Below are 18,601 nucleotides of genomic sequence, written 5' to 3' on the forward strand. Positions count from 1 at the left end.
TTGACATAAACAATGTAAAACTTTACTTACTTTTTCTTAATACTCTTGCATAAATGTAAAATACCCGCAAAATTTATTTCACTTATTTTACAAGTTGTAATTTTTCATTAACTCACAGTTTTTATTTACAGCTTATAAGAAATAAACTTAGGCTGTTAAATTTAAAAACTTATTATATATGTTTAAATACTATACTAAAATACATTTATATTGGGCATAATATTTACACCATTTTTAAAAAAGTATTTTTGTTATTTTTACTAAAAATATCAATAAAAAAGCACTTTTTGTTATATTAATTTTCCCATTGCTACTAAAGCTTTAATTTATTTTATTATATATAATTTTTGCTTTTTATAGTTTATTTTTAAAAACAAGTTATTTATAAAATAATATAAAATAAAATTCAATTATTGACATTTGATAAATCGTCAAGTAAATTTATAGTTGTATAGTATTTAAATAAGAAAGGATATATATATATATGCTAGGAAAGAATAATAACAATGAACGGGTGAAAAAAATGGCAATGCAAGATAAGCAAGACCATTTCTCAATTCGCAAATTGAGTATTGGTGCTGCTTCTGTACTGCTTGGCTTTACTTTTTTTGGTTTAAATAGCAAGACAGTTAAGGCTGATACTGTTATTCCAACTCAACAAACTGAAGAAAATACCAAAACTAAAGAGAATATTTCACCTCAAGATACTACCACTCCTCCTGGTAGTATTAGTGATGCTCAAAATTCTACTACTGCTGTTAAAGCAGAAAAAACCAACAAGCCAGAAGATGGACCAAATTTGGCCACATTTTCTGGCTTGAGTTCGTTTTTAAGAGCTACTAGTAGTGATAACAAAGAAAGTGACGCTGCTAAAACAGACAAAACGGAAAGTTCTGTTAACAAGGCTGACAAAAATGATCTACAAGATTCTGCCACTAACACTGAGCAAAATAATAAAGAGCAAGGTCAACAAGATCCAGCAACTGGGCAAAAGCCTGGCGACACAACAGACAGTTCAAATACAGCTGATATAACAAATGAAGATCAGACTGATGCAAACGAAGACATTGATACTACTCCAATTGATACTAAGGAGCAAGAAGACTCCAGTCCAACTAGAAGTGTGAGTACCTGGGAAGATTTTGTCAAAGCCTATCAGAATATCAATGTAAGCGAGATTGATATTACAGCTAATATTCGTTCCAATAAGGGTAATGGACGTGACTCTTTAAACTTTCCAGGAAGAAAATTATTAATTAAGTCTGCTGGTGATGCTAAATATACTATAGATTTTAGAAGTATCCATCCCAAAATTAAGAATAATACCATTGGTGATATTACCTATGAAAATTTAACACTCATGAGTGCTGATTATTTTGGTGTAGTTAATACTCATGGGGGAAAGTCAGCAAGAGTAACTTTTAGGAATATTGACTTTACGGGTTCACAATTATTATATACTGATAGTAACACCGACATTATTTTCGAAGGCATCATCAATGCGGAAACGGTTGAAATGCCCATGGAAACAGGCGGGGTAGATGATGGCAGTAAGCAGCAGTTGCTAGAATTTACTAAGGATAATAACAGCATTACTTTTAAAGCTGGCTGTAAGTTCAAAGGGGCAACATTTGGCGGTACCCTAATTGAAATGAAAGGGAAAAACAATGTCCTTAATGTTGAAGATGGAGCCGATGTTACCCTTACTCCACTCAAGACATATAACGGGAAAAATGGTGCCAATAATGGTCAATATTCAAGACCAATCAGTGCAATCTATATTGAAGGCGACAGTCAGGTAAATGTTAACGGTACAGTAAACATTGGCATTGGTGAAAGTAGCGGACTTAAGTATGATGGTGTACAAAATGCTGGTCAGTCAAGAGCAATTTACTTAGAATCTAAAACATCAAAAGTTAACATTGGTAGAGGCGGCACTATTAACGTCAACACAAACGGCAATATTTCTACTAAAAATGGCCAACACTTAATTTATGTAGGTGGTGACTTTACCATTCATTCAGGCGGCGCCTTGAAAATTACCGGTGAAAACATGGGTAAATACTCAGGTACCTTAGTACAGATAGACGGTAAAGCCAATGTCCAAAATGGTGGTTTTGAAATTCAACTGGTTGGTGATGCGGGTACTGGAGCAATTAAACTGGTTGATGTTGCAAAAACTGGGCTGCTGATTGTTAATAACCCTACTTCTCTGGTTTTGGACGCTCATTTGAATCCAAATGACACTACCAGTATTATTGGTGATAGTAAAATTACAGTCACCAATGTGCGACAGCTATTAAACCTCAATGATTTCTTAGGCAAAACAGACGGTAGTCAGAACAATTTAGTGTTACCCCCTTTTCACGTTTTACAGGTTGAAAAGACCAAAAAAACAATTGCTGTCAATACACTGGAATTATTAAACGGCATGAGAAAATTTGACCTTGATCAAGTTAAAAATGACAACCCTCAACTCGCTGAAATCCTTAATAATCTACCAGAAAGCATTAAGAAACTGCTTGAGACTAATAATGGTAAAACATACGATGATCTCTTTGATGCTGTCATTGAAGCTGCTTTTTCCAACAAAGAAAATCCGGGTTACAATAACATCAGATTTATACCGGCTAACCCAAGTGGGTTCTTAGACATAGACCCGGCAAACGTCACAGTAACCGATCAAGAAGATGGTTCGAAGATTATTAAAGGACAGGTTTTAAACTATACTCCAGCAAATGACGGTCCAGCTAGTGACAACTTATTCCAAAGTGTATTACCAGGTGGTACTGAGGCCTATGTTTTAGCCAGTTTCAAGGATAGTGGTGTTTACAAAAATGGTCAGACCATTATTGATTCAACAATAGATAACCCTTATGCAGAAACCGTTGATACATACCGCGGCGAAGCGAATGACTTGCCACTTTTGCCAACTAAATTTGCTGCTAAAGTTGCTGCAGATGGCACCTTTACCATTACCCTTGCTCCTGAAATTACCACCAAGATGGCTAAAGACGCTACCATTCAGCTAACTCCTCATGCGAACTTTATTGAATATAGTCCGTTAGACATTGCTGATGGCATTCGACCAACTATAGTTAGTCTGGGGATCAAGCCGTTTAGTGAAATACAACAAGAAGCTGCTCAAGCAATTAAAGATGCAATTAGCACAGCTAAAGACAATAAGCCAAAAAGTTTAACTGAAGATCAGGAAAAAGCATTTACAGATGCAATGAATGAGGCTGCCAAGTATGCTGCTAATATTAAGGATAGCAATTACGAGTCTGATAAATCAGTTTACGGGGTGCAATCTTCCAAAACTGCAATTAGTGAAATAAATAAAAGGAAAAAGACGGCTTTAGACATAGTGGCAAAGGCCGTACAAGCAGCCAAAGGTCAAGCAGACTTTGAAAAAGCAAAATCTGATGCAATTACAAAATTAACTCAACAGGCCAATGATCAAATTTCTAAGTTTCCTTCACAGGCACAAACTATAATTAATGCAAAAGAGCAAGCCATCAGCAATGTACAAGCACCTGAAACAAATAACACTAATATTGAACAAGTTGTCAGTGACGGTATTGACGCCATCAACCAAATTGGGAAAGATTACCGTGATAATGTCAAAACAGATATCAATCAAGCAATTTCAAACGTCGAAAAGGCCATTGACGAAGTCGCAAAAGACGAAAATGTCAAATCGCCTGTTGACGAATTAATTACCGGCTTAAAAGACAGACTAAAGAGGCCAAAAGAAATTGTTGCCACTGACGGTGATCTTGATCAAGACGATAATGAAAAAGCTATTAATAACCATCAAAAAGAAGCAAAAGATGCAATTCAAGGCGTGCAAGATACTGTTGATGCCATCAAGGCTTTAGAAGAAGCTGCTAAAAAGCAAATTACACAACATGCAGATGATAAAGAGGACATCCAAGGTGCTTTAAATCAAGCTATCAAAGATATTATTAACAGCAATAACCCTAAAGATGACGTTAATAAGGGGCTTGATAATATTAATGGCACACATGCCAACAAGGAAAGAGAAAAGGCAGCAAATGATATTAATGAAGCTGCTGCTAAAGCTATAGAGCGGATTAAGAATTCTGGTTTATCTGAAGATGAACAACAGCCCTACCTTGATGAAGTAAAGCAAGCGGTTGCTGACGCGACAGCTACAACTGGCGATACTGGCAAATCTATTTACGGCACTGATGACGATGAAATTATCAATAAGAGAAAAGCTGCTGCTGAGAGTTTAATCAATAAAGCTGCTGCTAAGTCAGAAATTGTTGGTTATACTAAAGGTTATGAAAATGTTCTCGGCAAAGTCAACAAGGTCGAGACAGCTTTAAAAGATGCATTAACGGCAATTGATAAAATTCAAGATAATGCTGACAGCAGTCAAAATATTACCCAAACTGTAAAAACGGCAAAAGATAATATTTTAAACGCATTTAAGGATGACGCTAAAGCACAGGTTAAGGCAGATGCAGATACGGCTAAAGGCAATTTAGGAGTAACTAAAGAGACAAATATTGATAACGCAGTCAAAAACGCTGATAAAGCCATCGACAGTCACAGTTCTGCTGCTGACATTAAGCAAGACATTATTGATGGTAAAAAGAATGTTTTAGACGCGTATAAATCTGCTGCTAAGAATCAACTGGAAACAGCCAAAAAAGCTGTTGTTGATCAAATTCAAAAGAACCCTAATCTAACAGCTAAAAATAAAGATGAAGCTGTAAACAAAGCCAATGATTTGCTTACTGGAAGTCAGGGTTATAACGACCGCATTGATAAGGGAGAAACTCTAGCAGATGTTGATGAAGCTACTAAAGAAGGTACTGCTGCATTAAACGATTTACTTAACGAGCAAAATCTCAGGGGTCAACGTAATCAAGCTATAACAGATATTCAGAATGCTAAAGACAAAGCCATCTCCACGATTAAAAATGATAATAATCTGAGTGCTGAAGACAAAAACAAATATCAAGATTTAATTAACGCAGCTGCAGATACTGGTGTCGCTAATGTCACTCAAGATGATAATGAAACCGCAATTGAAACGGATAAAAACAATGCTATTAGTAATATCACAGATTATCTGGAGAATGCTGCCAATGCTGGTACAAACAATTTAGACCAACAACGCCAAGCTGCAATTACGGAAGTTGAGAATGCCGCTAAAGCCGCTAAAAATAAAATAGATGGCTTTGACGGTACTGATTTAAGTCCAGAAGCTAAACAACATTATAAAGAAGCTATTGATAAAGACTTTAATAATGCCAAGGCTTTAATTAATGCTGCTAAAGACATCGACGGTGTTAATTCCGCTAAACTAGCAGCTAAAGACAGTATTAACAAGGATTTGGCTGCGGCCCAATTGATAGTCGCAAAATCTCAGGCAAATAAAGCCTTGCAAGAAGAGAGAGAAAAAGACTTAAACACTATCGATCAGGCTTTTAAAGATAATAAAATTAATAGTGAGCAAAAAGATGCTTTAACTAATAAAATTAATGGTTTTTACGAAACAGCAGTTGGCAACGTTTATAAAGACTTGACCACCGAACAGGTAGTCAAAGATAGAGATGACGGTATCGATGCTATGGCCAGTGTTGCTGGCAGTATTGCCGACGAACAAGCAAAATTCTTAGAAGAACAAAAAGATGACGCTTTAACTAACGAAGATACTGGACTAAACTCCCTGGCAGAGAAAATTCGTGCAGATATCGAAAAGGATTCTAACCTCTCTGGAAAAGAAAAGAACGGCTACTATGACGAAATTGATAATGCTTTAACAACAGCAAAAACTAATATTCAAAATGCTGACACTAAAGAAGAAATTGATTCCGCAGCTAATGCTGGTCGAGAAGACCTAAACAAGATTCGCGATAAAGCAGCATTGCAGTCTACCAGAAACGCCGCTCTGAAAGAATTACTGAGTGTTTATAACGAAGTCAACAATAAAATTTCCGGCTTACAGAATGTCAACAGTACGACTAAAGAAGGCCTAATTAAGCAGTTAACCAATTACTACGATGATGCAGTTGCCAAAGTAAAGAACGCTGCCATTGATCAAGTTGATACTGAGAAGCAAAAAGGCATCGATAACATGCGTAAGGTAATCAGGGATGCTCAAAGCCTTGATACCAATATTAATATTGCCAAAGATGAAATTGATGAACATGCTAAGCAAGCAATTGATGAAATTAATCAGTCTTCAATGTCTGATGCTGACAAGACAGAGACTATCTCAAAAATCAATGATGAAAAAGATAAAGCTAAGCAGAATATTGAGTCACAAAAGACTAATGACGCAGTTGACAAGGCTAAAAACGAGGGTAAAAATGCTATTGATCAAGTCGTAGCAGATGCAACTACTGCCGATTTGGAAGATGCTAAAAATAACAGTGAAGATAATATCAACAACGCTGCTCAAGAAGCAATTAACAGGCTGAATTCCTCCTATAATTCTCTGAGCGCTGAAGAAAAGGCAGATGCTAAATCAAAATATGATCAGGCAATTTCGGATATTAATCAAGCTGCTACTAGTGCCATCAGCAAATTACAAAACGTCAAAACAAAAGATGTTATCAATAAAATCACTACCGATGCTATTACCGCAATCAATACAGCTGAAGCCAGTGGCAACTTGGCAATCACCAAAGCCCAAGCAAGAAAGGCTATTAAGGATGTTGCAACCGAAGTCAAGAACAGCTTAAAAGATAAGGCAGATCAAGAGAGCGTTGACTCAATTGTTGGGACTGCTAATACAGCAATTAATGCCGCCCAAGATAGTGGTACCGTTTTAGGCATTCGGGATACTACTATTAAACAAATAAGGGCTATTAAAGCAACAGCGGAATCAAATGATGCTGACAAAATTAAAAAAGCAAAAGAAGAAGCAATCAATGCACTTACTGATGAACTCAACGGTAAGCATAAAGCAGATGGTTCCCTTGATCCTGATGCTCCAGGAATTTTAAATCAAATTGACCAAATCAAAGGTTTAAGCAAGGAAGAAAAAGACAAATATCAGAGTCAAGCAACAAATGCATGGAAAGAAGCTGTCAACCAGGTTAACGGTCAGCAAAAAGTTACCGACATAGAATCTGTTACAATAACTGGAATAATTAACATTGACAAGGCTTTGAGCGATGCTCAATTACAAGCCGCTAAGAATAATGCGAATAAATATCTAGATGATATCGCCCAAACAGCTGCAGATGAAATCAATAAAATAGATCAATCAGCTTTAAGTGATGAAGAAAAAGCAAAACAGATCGATTTAATTAATTCAAATAAAGACACGGCGATCAAAAACATCGACAAGGCGCAAACTCCAGCTGATGTCGAACAAGCAAAACAAGCTGGCAAAGATGCGATTAACGGTATTGTGCAAAATGCTAAAGATAATGCTACTTTATTGCAGGAACAAAATGCCGCATACAATGCACTAGTTGAGCAAGCTAAGAAATTGAACCAGCGCTTAAACGATGACCTGTTGCACAATAAACTTGATCAAAATCAGGTTGACGAGTTAAGCAATGCTATTAGCGAAGCTTTAGGCAAAGCTAAAACAAATATTTCTGCTGCTACTGATCAAGATAAAATCAATGCTGCCAGGAGTAAGGGTGAGTCTGCTCTTAACAACATTAGCAGTGACATTGATAAAGAAGAAGCTTTAACCAAAGCTTTAAATGATCTACAAACTGCTGCCACTAATGCCAAGGCTAAAGCTGATGAAGCTGAAGACAGCGATGCTGCCGATCAAATGAAAGCGCAAATAGATCAAGAGCAAAAGAAAGCTGCTGCAAAGATCAATGCCGCTAGAAATAATAAGCAAAACACTATTACGCAAATTCAAGCAGCTGCAAATGAAGGCATTGCTACAATTAACAAGTTGGGTGAAGACTTTGATAATAAAAATCAAATCGTTAAGGACTTGAAAGAATATGCCACAAGTGCAAAGAATGAAATTGATAGTTTAGGCCTAGCAGGCAGCGATGCCATTAGTGGCTATAAAGACATTGATCAGGCATTAAATGATGGTATTAGTTCAATTTATGGCGGTACAAGTGATAAGCTGTCGCAGTTAGAGCAAGATGCCAAAGCAAATATTGATCAAGCCAAGTTGCCTAGTCAATTAACTGCAGAAAAGAATAAGCTGATTAACAAGTTTAAGGACTATGTTAACAATAAAGGAAAAATTGAAGATGTTGCAACCAACCTAGAGCCAGACCAAATTGACTCATTGCAAAAGCAACTTGACGAAGCCATCAAGAGAACTATAGATAAAATTGCCGGTGTTAAACTTGAAAATAGTTACGAAGATGCACTAGCACAAGCTCAACACGCCGAGAAAGGATCAGCTACAGAAGATTTTGGTGAAGCAGAAGTCGACCGTATTTTCCAAGTTGCACAGGAAAATGCCGAGATAGTTACGGCCAAGCAAGATGCAATCTCTAAAGTAGAACAAGCTCAAAAAGAAGCTAATGATGCAATAGACAAATCAGGTTTATCGCCAGAGGATCAACAAAAGCAGAAGGAACAAGTTCAAAAACTTGTTGAAAAAGCAAGAACTGACATTAACTCCATTTCACAATCTGAAGAAAATGCTGAACAAAAGATAAATAACAGTAGAGATCAAGCTATTTCCGCTATCAATGATATTAAAGATCAAGCTGCCCTAGCTGGTCAAAAGACAAAAGCTGAAAGTATTCTAAAGGATAAACAAACTAAGGCTCATACTATAATTGATCAATCTCAATTAACAGCCGAGCAAAAGAAAGCAGCTAAAGCTGCAATTGATGACGCTTATCAGCAGAGTTTCCAAGATATAGAGAGTGCTCAAACAATTGCTGACCTCCCAGATGAAGCAAACATTGGTCAAAATATTGATCGTTTGTTAACTAAACCTGAAACTGGCAATGAACCAGAATGGTTTGGTCATGAACAAAACAATGCCCTTAAAGGTGCTGAAGGCGTAGATGGCCTTAACACCGCATTCGATAAATTAAAAGACAGATTGAAAGATAAACTGTCGCAAAAATTAAGTAATCGTATTGTCGATAAAATACATACTATTATCACTGCTACTGATATCCAGACTGCTAGTGCGGCTTATGATGAAGCAATGACTATCATCAACAAAGAAAATGCTAAAGCTGACATTGATGAAGAAGCTGATAAAGTTAATAAGGAAATTGACGGCAATGATAAATTATCTACTGAATCAAAAGACAAGCTGAAAGAGCAAATCAAAGAGGATAGCCAAAAAGCCAAGGATAAGATTGATGCAATTAATGCTCCTAAAGGTGACACCTCTAACAAGAAGGAACAGATTGATAAAATCACAGAAATCGCTAAAGAAGATATCAACAGCGCTGGTAATGCCGCTAAAGATGAATCTAACAATATGCTTAAAGAAGAGGCAAACGCTGAATTAGCTAATAAACACCAACAAGCAGTTGATGAACTAAAAGAAAAATTTGGTGAAAATGCAGATACCACCAGCGTTGATAAAGCCTACCATGAGCATTCACGTGTCAATGGTGACTCACCTGAAAATATTGCAGCTGATAAGATAGCAGCTGAAAAAGAAATAGCCAAAGGTTCAGTAACTGATACCGCTAATAACGCAAAAAACCAAGTTGATAAATTAAAACATCAGGATGGTAGCGATTATACTGATATTGAAAAACAAGCAATAAAAGATCGTATTGACCATGAAGTAGCTGAAGCTAATACCGATAAAATCGGCACAATCGATCAAGCACAAGACTCAGAAGCGGTAGAAACTGCCAGAAAAGATGCAGTTGACAAGATAAGCAGTATCATTGTAGCCGACAGTAAAGAACTTGATGATGTTTTAAACAATAATAGCAAAGTACAAGAAGAAAGACTAAAAGCTGCCTATGATTCTGCTATTAAAGCTCTTACAGACAGGTTTAAGGATAAAGCAAACACTACCAGCATTGATAAAGCATACGAAAATGCTAAAGATGCTCTCAGTGATCCTGCTAACGCGGATAAACTTGCCGCAATAGAATTAGCTGGTGAAAAAGATATAGCTGCTGGAGCATTGACAGAGGCTCAAAAAGCTGCAACAAGTGAAATTCAGTCTTCAGGCAAATACACTGAACAAGAAAAAGAAACTGTTATTAAACAAATTTCTACTGATATGAATAATGCAAAAGATGCCATCAATCAGCCTGAGGTCAATGACAGTAAGACAATTACCAAATTACGTGATGATGCTATTAATCAGCTTTATCTCGATGCCACTGATTCTGAAACGATTGATCATATTCTTCATGGCAATGACAATAGCCAAGATAATAACAATAATCATGGCAACGATAACGACCATGGCAACGATAACGATCATGGCAACGATAATGATCATGGCAACGATAACGATCATGGCAACGATAACAACCATGACAACGATAACGATCATGGCAACGATAACGATCATGGCAATGATAACAACCATGATAATGACAATAATCATGAAAATGATAATAATCACGGTAATGATAATAATCATGGCAATGACATTAATACTGGTGGTGGTTCTGCCCCAGTTATTCCTAGCCCTATTGACAATGCTGGCAAAGAAGAAAAAGAAGAGCCAAAACTTGATTTAAGTAAAAGTGAACAATTAGCTTTAATGCATAATGCTTACCTGTATGACGAAAATGGCAAACGTACCAATAAGGTTGTACTAGGCGCTGGCTCAATCATTACTTCATACGGTACAAAAGAGATTAACGGCAAAAATTATTACATTCTGGTTGACAAAGGCAATAAGAACAAAGTTTACTATGTCGCTATTGGCAATGTTGTTTCAACCAGTCAAAAATTAAAACATAACGCCTACGTTTACAATAAGCATGGCAAACGAGTTAAGAAAGCAGGTGTATTAAGAAAAGGCAATAACATTAATACTTATGGTGATGCAGTAACCATTCGGGGCAAGAAGTACTTCATTATTGCTCAAAACCGTTTTGTTAAAGCCGCAAATATTGCAGTCCAAAAAGCTGCTGTTGCAGCTGTCACTGCAGCTCCAATTAACGAACCGATTACTGAAAAGCCAAAACCAGTAGTCGAAAAAGCAATTATGCACAATTCATATTTATATGATGAGCAAGGAAAACGTGCCAATAAGTTAGTCATTCTGGCTGGTTCAAGTATAAACACCGTTAACAAGCGATTGATTAATGGCAGGTCATTCTATGAACTGGAAGATGGTTTAATGATAGCTGCTGCTAATATCGATTCTAAGAAGATGAAGTTAAAGCATAACGCTTATATCTATAGTCAACATGGGAATCGAATTGGTAAAAAAGTTTTAAAGAAACGTAAAGCAGTTAAAACTTATGGCGATCCTGTCAAAATAAACAACAAGAAATACTATATTGTTGCTAAAAATAAGTTTGTTAAAAAAGCTAATTTTAAATAATTAGGTTTAGTTTAACTAAATAGCTCCAGAAGTTTAAAATTCTGGAGCTATTTTTATTATGCTGTAAATAAAATGAGCTGGAATCATCTTACAGCTCATTATTAATCTCATTTCCAGTTAGGATCGTTAGACAAAGGCAATTTATGCCAATAATCAGGCTTATTTACCTGACGACCACGAGCAATCGCCATATCATATTTGGCCACATCTTTGGTAATTGTTGAATCTGCTGCCACAAAGGCATGGTCAGCAATATTGACTGGTGCAACTAAAGTAGCACCAGAGCCGATAAACGCACGATCACCCACATTAGTATGATCTTTTTTGATACCATCATAATTAGCAAAAATAGTACCGCATCCAACATTGACATCTTTACCTAATGTAGCATCCCCAATATAAGTCAAATGACCTACTTTAGAATTTTCGCCAATTTCAGCATTTTTAATTTCTACAAAGTTACCAATATGGGCACCTTTTCTTATGATTGCTTTTGGACGTAAATGGGAATTAGGACCAACATCTGAAAAATCATCCATCTCTGCTTGTTCAACCGTTGAAGAAGTTACTGTAACATTGTTAGCAATCTTAGAATCAATAATTCTAGAGCCAGACGTTATTACACAGTCGTTCCCAATTTTAGTATTGCCCTTAATCACGACATTGCCTTCAATCAGCGTATCACAGCCAATTTTAACTTCCGCATCAATATAAGCCGTATCAGGATCAATGAAAGTTACGCCATTTGCCATATGCTTTTTATTAATTCTTTTTTGCATAATTTTGGTGGCCTGAGCTAAAGCATAACGATCGTTAACTCCTAAGCTTTCGCTGAAATCTGGCATTTTATATGCACCAATTCTTTGCCCTTCGTTACGCAAAATTTCCAGCACGTCAGTTAAATAATATTCTCCTTGAGCATTTTGATTATCGACCTTTTTTAAGGCACTAAATAACAATTGATTGTCAAAGCAAAAAACACCGGTATTAATTTCGTTGATTTTTAATTCATCTGCTGTGGCGTCTTTTTGTTCAACAATCCTTAAAACATTATCTTGATCGTCTCGAATAATGCGACCGTAGCCATAAGGATTAGGAGCTTGAGCGGTCAAAACAGTAGCCGCATTACCTTTGCTTTGATGATAATCAAATAATTTTTGAAAAGTTTGGCTTGTAAATAGTGGTGTATCACCCGTAATTACTAAAGTAGCACCCTTTTCTGCTGCTAACTCATCTGAGGCAGTTAAAACAGCATCACCCGTACCAAGTTGTTTTTTTTGTAAAACAAATTCAGACTTATTGGCAAGCACTTTTTTAACTTTTTCTGCACCATTACCCACAATTGTAACTATTTTATCTGGTTTTATTGCTTGCGCTGCTTCAACAACATATTCGACCATTGACTTGCCGCATACTTGGTGTAAGACCTTGTACAACTTTGATTTCATGCGGGTTCCTTTGCCCGCTGCCAGAACAATTACAAACTTTTTCATTAATTTTAGCCTCTTTTATTTTCCTAGATTATTATTACATCTTAGTATATCATCTTATGAATTAAAAGCGGTCAAAATCTGTGTGTACAATCAAAGATCCCGGCTCTGCCACTATGACTTTCCTCTTATCATCAATTCTTTTGATTTTGACTAAAGAAAGATGACCTTCAATTAATTTTTCATCATCAAAATCCGCTTCACATAAAACACAAACACCAGCAATGTTGCCGTTAAATTCTCTAACTAATTGCTGCATTCCTGTTAAAGTGCCACCAGCCATCATATAGTCATCTATCAACAAAACATTGGAATTTTCTTTTAACACTCTAGTTGGCAATTCCATTTTAGAAACACGATCAAGTGAAGAAGAAATATAGTTTACTGATACCGTCGCACCTTCTGTGACTTTTGAGCGCTTACGTGCAATGATAAATGGCACGTTCAAATAACGTGCAACTGCCTGTGCCAAAGCAATGCCCTTAGTTTCAATCGTCATCACAATATCAATGTTAGAATACGCATACCTGGTAGCAATTAATTTACCTATCTTATCCAAGTCCTGTGGATTGCCAATGATATCAGATAAATAAACAAATCCTCCTGCTAAAATGCGGTCAGGGTCCTCAATGCGATTTGCCAACTCGTTTAAATATTTCTGAGCATGCTTTTTGCCCCAAAAAGGAATATAGCGCACTCCCCCAGCCGCGCCAGCGACAGTTTCTAAGATACCGTCTTGATTATTTGCTAAAGTATGTTTTAAAATTGCAAGATCCTCCGAGATCGAAGACTTTGCTGCACCATATCTTTTTGCAAAAAATGGTAGCGGAATTAAGTCATGTGGTCGTTCCATCAAATATTTAGTCATGTCAACTAATCTCTCTGAACGTTTCATAGAATTACCCTCCTATTGTTTGTCTTTTGCCAGTTACTACTATACACTCAACCATAAAAAAAGGCACTAACATTTTACTAAATGTTAATGCCAAAAAGTATTTTCTAGATAATCGCTTTAATCTTACTGCACAGCGTCATCAAATTTTAATGTGATATTTTTGGTTAACAAATCCGTATAACTATAAGAAACATGTTCAAAATTATTTGAATCTTGATCTAAATCAACTACAAAAACTGCGGGAAAAGTATTCTTTAAAATTCCACGTCTTTTTGTAACTTTCTTACGTCCAGCTCTTGCAACTACAGTCAACGAATCACCCAAGTGTGAATCCAGCTTACTTTTAATGGTCATAATAGATGTTGGCAATGAAAACAACTCCTTTGGGTTGAATTATACCACTTTATTATTATTTTTTCAATTCTTTTTAAAAAGTACCACAGAATATTTTCGTCAATTTTTAACTGGAACCTTGGCAGCAATTTGGACAAATTGCTTAAGAGTCAACTGTTCTGGACGAATTTGAGAATCGACTCCTAATGACTTAATTAAATGTGTTCGCTCATCATTGTTTGGTATGAGTGTTTTCAAATTGTTATTTAATGTTTTACGACGTTGTGCAAAGCACATCTTAACTACCCAATTAAAGTGCTTAGGGTCAGCTATATCAATTTTATTTTCCGCAGGCAAAGGCTTTAAAACCACGACACTGGAGTCAACCTTTGGTCTTGGAATAAAAGAAGAACTTTTTACCGTCATAAATGATTGAACGGCCATTTCTGCCTGAACAGCAATTGTTAAGGGACCATATTCTTTAGTCCCAGAATGAGCACTTAAGCGATCTGCCACTTCTTTTTGCATCATCAGCGTCAAGCTGGAAAATTTTAACTTAGAGTTATTAAGGAAGAAAATTATCGGTGTTGTGATGTAATAAGGAAGGTTAGCCACTACTTTGATTGGCTTGTTTAGATCAAAGAAATCACCCAAATCCTGTTTAAAATCAGCTTTTAAAATGTCTTTCATTTTGAGCTTAAACCGGACACTCAGTGGTGCTCCAGCAATTTTGGCCGGTAGTTCGTTGTGCAATATTTCAGGAAGTTTTTCATCTACCTCATAAGCAAAAACTTTGGCTCCTGCCTTCAGCAATTGTTCGGTTAAAGACCCAATTCCAGGGCCAATTTCGATTACCTGGTCATCTTTTTTAATGTCAGCCGCTTGCACAATACCTTGAAGAGCATCCAAGTCTATTAAAAAATTCTGACCCAGGCTCTTTTTAGCTTTCATAAAATACCGATTAATAATTGCCTGAGTTCTAACAGGGGAACCAATGGGAATCTCACTGCTCATCTTGAACCTCCTCAACAGCTCGTTTAAGTTCAGCAAGCGAAATACCAAAAGTTTGTAAACGGTGATAAAACTGCTTGCCATTACCGTAGCCAATACGCAGTTTATTGCCAACTAATTCCCGCAATTTACGTGAATTAGGGCCACTTGCTAAACCCAATTTTTGATACTTTTCTCTTGTTAAATCAGTATTTGGCACCTTTTTTTCATGTAAATCACTTAGGGCTTTCACCAATGCCTCTTTTGGTGCATGTTCAACGCCAAGGGAACCTTTTTTATGAGGCTCTCCCTCTTTACGAGTAATAAAAGCCTGTTTAGCTGTTGGTACTGCCTGAGTCACCAGACGTCTTATTCGCTCACCATTTAAGTCAGGATCGGTCAAAACGATAATATCTCTTTTGTGAGCTAATTCCTGTAGCTGTATCAGCACTGTTTCAGGCACATCGGAGCCATTAGTTTCAATTGTTTCAATGCCTGGGAAAAATTGCTTAAGCCGAATTGTATCGTCTTTTCCCTCAACGACTACAACGGCATCAAAATGTTTCTTAGTTAAGTCCATAGACCCTCATTGTATTTGCATATGTTGCCTGAGCAACTTCTTCTAGCGTAAGACCTTTTAATTCAGCAATTGCCCGGGCTACATAATAAACATTTGCAGGTTCATTTTGCTTGCCACGATACGGCTTAGGAGTGAGATAGGGTGCATCTGTTTCAACTAATAAACGCTCCAAAGGAGTTTTTTGAGCTGCTTCATGCACTTTCACTGCTTTAGTAAAAGAAACAACCCCTGAATATGAAAAGTACACATTCAAGTCTAAGAACTTCTTCAGCCATGAAATATCACCATTAAAGCTGTGTAAAATCGCACCATACTCTAAATTGCTGTTTTTTAGTATCTCGTAGCAATCGCTAAAAGCATCCCTAGTGTGAATATCAACTGGCTTTTTCAATTCATGAGCCAGTTCAACCTGCCTGGCAAAAACTTCTCTTTGTTTGTCACGAGGAGACTCATCCCAATAATAATCAAGACCTACTTCACCTAAGGCAACCACACCCGGCAGTTGCAACTGCTCGATCAGTAAATCCTCTGCTTTTTGACCATAATCTTTGGCAACATCAGGGCAATAGCCAACCATGGCATAGACTTGAGTAAAACGCTGACTTAAATCAATCGCACGCTTGTTAAAATCAGGATCCTGCCCAGCACAAATTACTTTGGTAACACCCAATTTTTGTGCCCGGTCAAGATAAAATTCTTCTTTACCGCGAAAAGGCTCATCCTGTAAATGAGTATGGTTATCAATTAACTCCATTAACTAAGTTCTGCCCCGATTTCATGTTCGTCACCGACTAAAGCTAATTTAACTGCACCATTTTTTTCACTAGACAAAAGCATACCTTGACTCAAATAACCCAACATTTTGCGCGGCTTAAGATTAGTTACGGCCAAAACTTTTCTGCCCAGTAATTCACTGGCATTAGGGTAATATTGCCGAATACCACTTAAAATCTGTCTTTCATCACCATTACCAAAGTCCATTTGGAATTGCAATAATTTCTTAGAACCTTGAACAGGCTCAACAGACAAAATTTTACCAACTTGAATTTTAACCTTAGCGAAATCGTCTATAGAAATTTCTTTATCCTGACCTTGTTCACTGCGGCTTTCCTTCTTAGGTTTAGCTTTAGCCATCTCATCTTTAATGTATTTAATTTCTTCTTCAGGCTTGACTCTTGGGAAAATTGGTTTTGGATCAGAGATGACCTGAGTTTTCCAAGCACAGGCACCAAACTCTAATTTCTTTTCTTCATCATTGTTCCAGTCAAGACCTAATTGTCTGAACATTTCAACTGGAGTTCTGGTCATAATTGGCGCGATTAATAAGGCAATGATTCGCAGGCTCTCTGCCAAGTTTGACATTACTCGAGTTAAATCAGCAGATTTTCCTTCCTTGTTTAAGTTCCAAGGCATTGTTTCATCAATATACTTGTTAGCACGATTAATAAACTTCCAAATATTCTCAATCGCTTGAGTAAAGTGCAAAGTATCCATTTCTTTTTTGTAGCTGGCAACGACGTCTGCCGCTGTTTGGGCCAAGTCCTTACCTAAATCATCCTGCTCTTTGTCAACTGGTTCAACATGTCCATTTTGATACTGATTGATCATTGAAACAGTTCTGTTAAGCAAATTACCTAAGTCGTTGGCTAAGTCATAGTTAACTCGCTCAACGAAATCTTCTGGCGTAAAGACACCATCGGAGCCAAACGGCAAGGCCCGCATCAAGTAGTAGCGCAAAGCGTCCACACCGTAGCGATTAATGATAGACTCAGGATAAACAGCATTACCCTTTGATTTGGACATCTTGCCGTCCTTCATTAACACCCAGCCATGACCAATGACGTGCTTAGGTAACGGTAATCCCAAAGCCATCAACATGATTGGCCAATAAATAGTATGGAAACGTACGATTTCTTTACCTACAAGATGAATGTCTGCAGGCCAATATTTTTTAAATAATGAATCATCATCTGAACCATATCCCAAAGCTGTAATATAGTTAGATAAAGCATCAATCCAAACATAAACAACATGTTTAGGATCACTTGGTACCGGAATGCCCCAGGAAACAGTAGTTCTAGTAACTGAGAGGTCTTCAAGACCCGGTTTTAAGAAATTGTTGACCATTTCCTTTTCACGAGAATGAGGCAGGATAAAATCAGGATGATCTTGGTAATATTGATATAGCCTATCAGCATATTTACTCATTTTGAAAAAGTATGATGGCTCCTTAACAAGCTGTACTTCATGACCTGATGGGGCCTTACCACCAATCACATTACCATCATCGTCTTTATAAACTTCAGCCAATTGTGACTCTGTGAAGTACTCTTCGTCTTCTACTGAATACCAGCCAGTATATTCACCAAGGTAGATATCACCCTGTTTTAGCAGCTGTTCAAAAATTTCCTGGACACCTTTTACGTGTTCTTTATCAGTTGTCCGGATAAATTTGTCGTAAGAAATATCAAGGCTTTTCCACAACTTTTTATAAATAACAACCATTTTATCCACAAATTCTTGTGGCTTTACTCCTTGCTTTTCAGCTTTCTGTTCAATTTTTAATCCATGTTCATCAGTACCGGTTAAAAAGAAGGTGTCGTAACCCTGACTACGTTTGTAGCGTGCCATCACATCTGCTGCGATAGTAGTATACGCATTACCAATAGTCAATCGACCAGACGGATAATAGATAGGGGTTGTAATATAGAAAGTTTTTTTATCAGCCATTTTCATTTTCTCCTTAATTTTTGTTTAATTATATTATATTATACTACACCAATAAAAAAGCGAATTCCTTACGGAGTTCTCTTTTTTAGTAGATATTTAGCATTCTGTGCTTA

General features: G+C 36.8%; 8 protein-coding genes. 1 reads left to right on the forward strand and 7 read right to left on the reverse strand.

Going from position 1 to position 18,601, the window contains the following annotated elements:
* Positions 1 to 523: 523 nt before the first annotated feature.
* Positions 524 to 11,470 carry an SLAP domain-containing protein gene (locus tag LDM92_RS03975; RefSeq protein WP_223902118.1) on the forward strand — a complete coding sequence of 3,649 codons (10,947 nt, stop codon included), beginning with the start codon at positions 524 to 526 and terminating at the stop codon, positions 11,468 to 11,470.
* 107 nt (positions 11,471 to 11,577) lie between these two features.
* On the opposite strand, the gene glmU is transcribed toward LDM92_RS03975, so the two are convergent.
* The 7 genes from glmU to metG all read right to left on the reverse strand — a co-directional run bounded on the left by glmU (position 11,578) and on the right by metG (position 18,488).
* Entirely contained in the window at positions 11,578 to 12,963 is a 1,386-nt protein-coding gene (gene glmU, locus LDM92_RS03980; RefSeq protein ID WP_223902119.1) for a bifunctional UDP-N-acetylglucosamine diphosphorylase/glucosamine-1-phosphate N-acetyltransferase GlmU, read from the reverse strand.
* A gap of 61 nt (positions 12,964 to 13,024) precedes the next feature.
* Entirely contained in the window at positions 13,025 to 13,855 is an 831-nt protein-coding gene (purR, locus tag LDM92_RS03985; protein ID WP_223902120.1) for a pur operon repressor, read from the reverse strand.
* A 123-nt stretch (positions 13,856 to 13,978) separates the two neighbouring features.
* A complete protein-coding gene (locus LDM92_RS03990; RefSeq protein WP_046332563.1) occupies positions 13,979 to 14,224 on the reverse strand; it encodes a Veg family protein in 246 nt (81 codons plus the stop codon).
* 84 nt (positions 14,225 to 14,308) lie between these two features.
* Entirely contained in the window at positions 14,309 to 15,202 is an 894-nt protein-coding gene (gene rsmA / locus LDM92_RS03995) for a 16S rRNA (adenine(1518)-N(6)/adenine(1519)-N(6))-dimethyltransferase RsmA (protein WP_223902121.1), read from the reverse strand.
* Positions 15,192 to 15,758 (reverse strand): ribonuclease M5, encoded by a 567-nt coding sequence (gene rnmV / locus LDM92_RS04000; protein ID WP_223902122.1) that lies wholly within the window; start codon positions 15,756 to 15,758, stop codon positions 15,192 to 15,194. Before rnmV ends, rsmA begins: the two co-directional genes overlap by 11 nt.
* On the reverse strand, positions 15,745 to 16,512 hold the full coding sequence (locus tag LDM92_RS04005) for a TatD family hydrolase (RefSeq protein WP_223902123.1): 768 nt from the start codon (positions 16,510 to 16,512) through the stop codon (positions 15,745 to 15,747). Before LDM92_RS04005 ends, rnmV begins: the two co-directional genes overlap by 14 nt.
* Positions 16,512 to 18,488 carry a methionine--tRNA ligase gene (metG, locus tag LDM92_RS04010; RefSeq protein ID WP_223902124.1) on the reverse strand — a complete coding sequence of 659 codons (1,977 nt, stop codon included), beginning with the start codon at positions 18,486 to 18,488 and terminating at the stop codon, positions 16,512 to 16,514. The genes LDM92_RS04005 and metG overlap by 1 nt, the downstream gene beginning before the upstream one ends.
* Between the last annotated feature and the right edge of the window lie 113 nt (positions 18,489 to 18,601).

Source organism: Lactobacillus laiwuensis, assembly GCF_019972835.1.
GTDB classification, from domain to species: Bacteria; Bacillota; Bacilli; order Lactobacillales; family Lactobacillaceae; genus Lactobacillus; species Lactobacillus laiwuensis.

Bases quoted from the DNA above. Each gene is read 5' to 3' on its own strand.
- purR (WP_223902120.1), bottom strand. From the start codon at position 13,855: ATGAAACGTTCAGAGAGATTAGTTGACATGACTAAATATTTGATGGAA.
- LDM92_RS03975 (WP_223902118.1), top strand. From the start codon at position 524: ATGGCAATGCAAGATAAGCAAGACCATTTCTCAATTCGCAAATTGAGT.
- glmU (WP_223902119.1), bottom strand. From the start codon at position 12,963: ATGAAAAAGTTTGTAATTGTTCTGGCAGCGGGCAAAGGAACCCGCATG.
- rsmA (WP_223902121.1), bottom strand. From the start codon at position 15,202: ATGAGCAGTGAGATTCCCATTGGTTCCCCTGTTAGAACTCAGGCAATT.
- rnmV (WP_223902122.1), bottom strand. From the start codon at position 15,758: ATGGACTTAACTAAGAAACATTTTGATGCCGTTGTAGTCGTTGAGGGA.
- LDM92_RS04005 (WP_223902123.1), bottom strand. From the start codon at position 16,512: ATGGAGTTAATTGATAACCATACTCATTTACAGGATGAGCCTTTTCGC.
- metG (WP_223902124.1), bottom strand. From the start codon at position 18,488: ATGGCTGATAAAAAAACTTTCTATATTACAACCCCTATCTATTATCCG.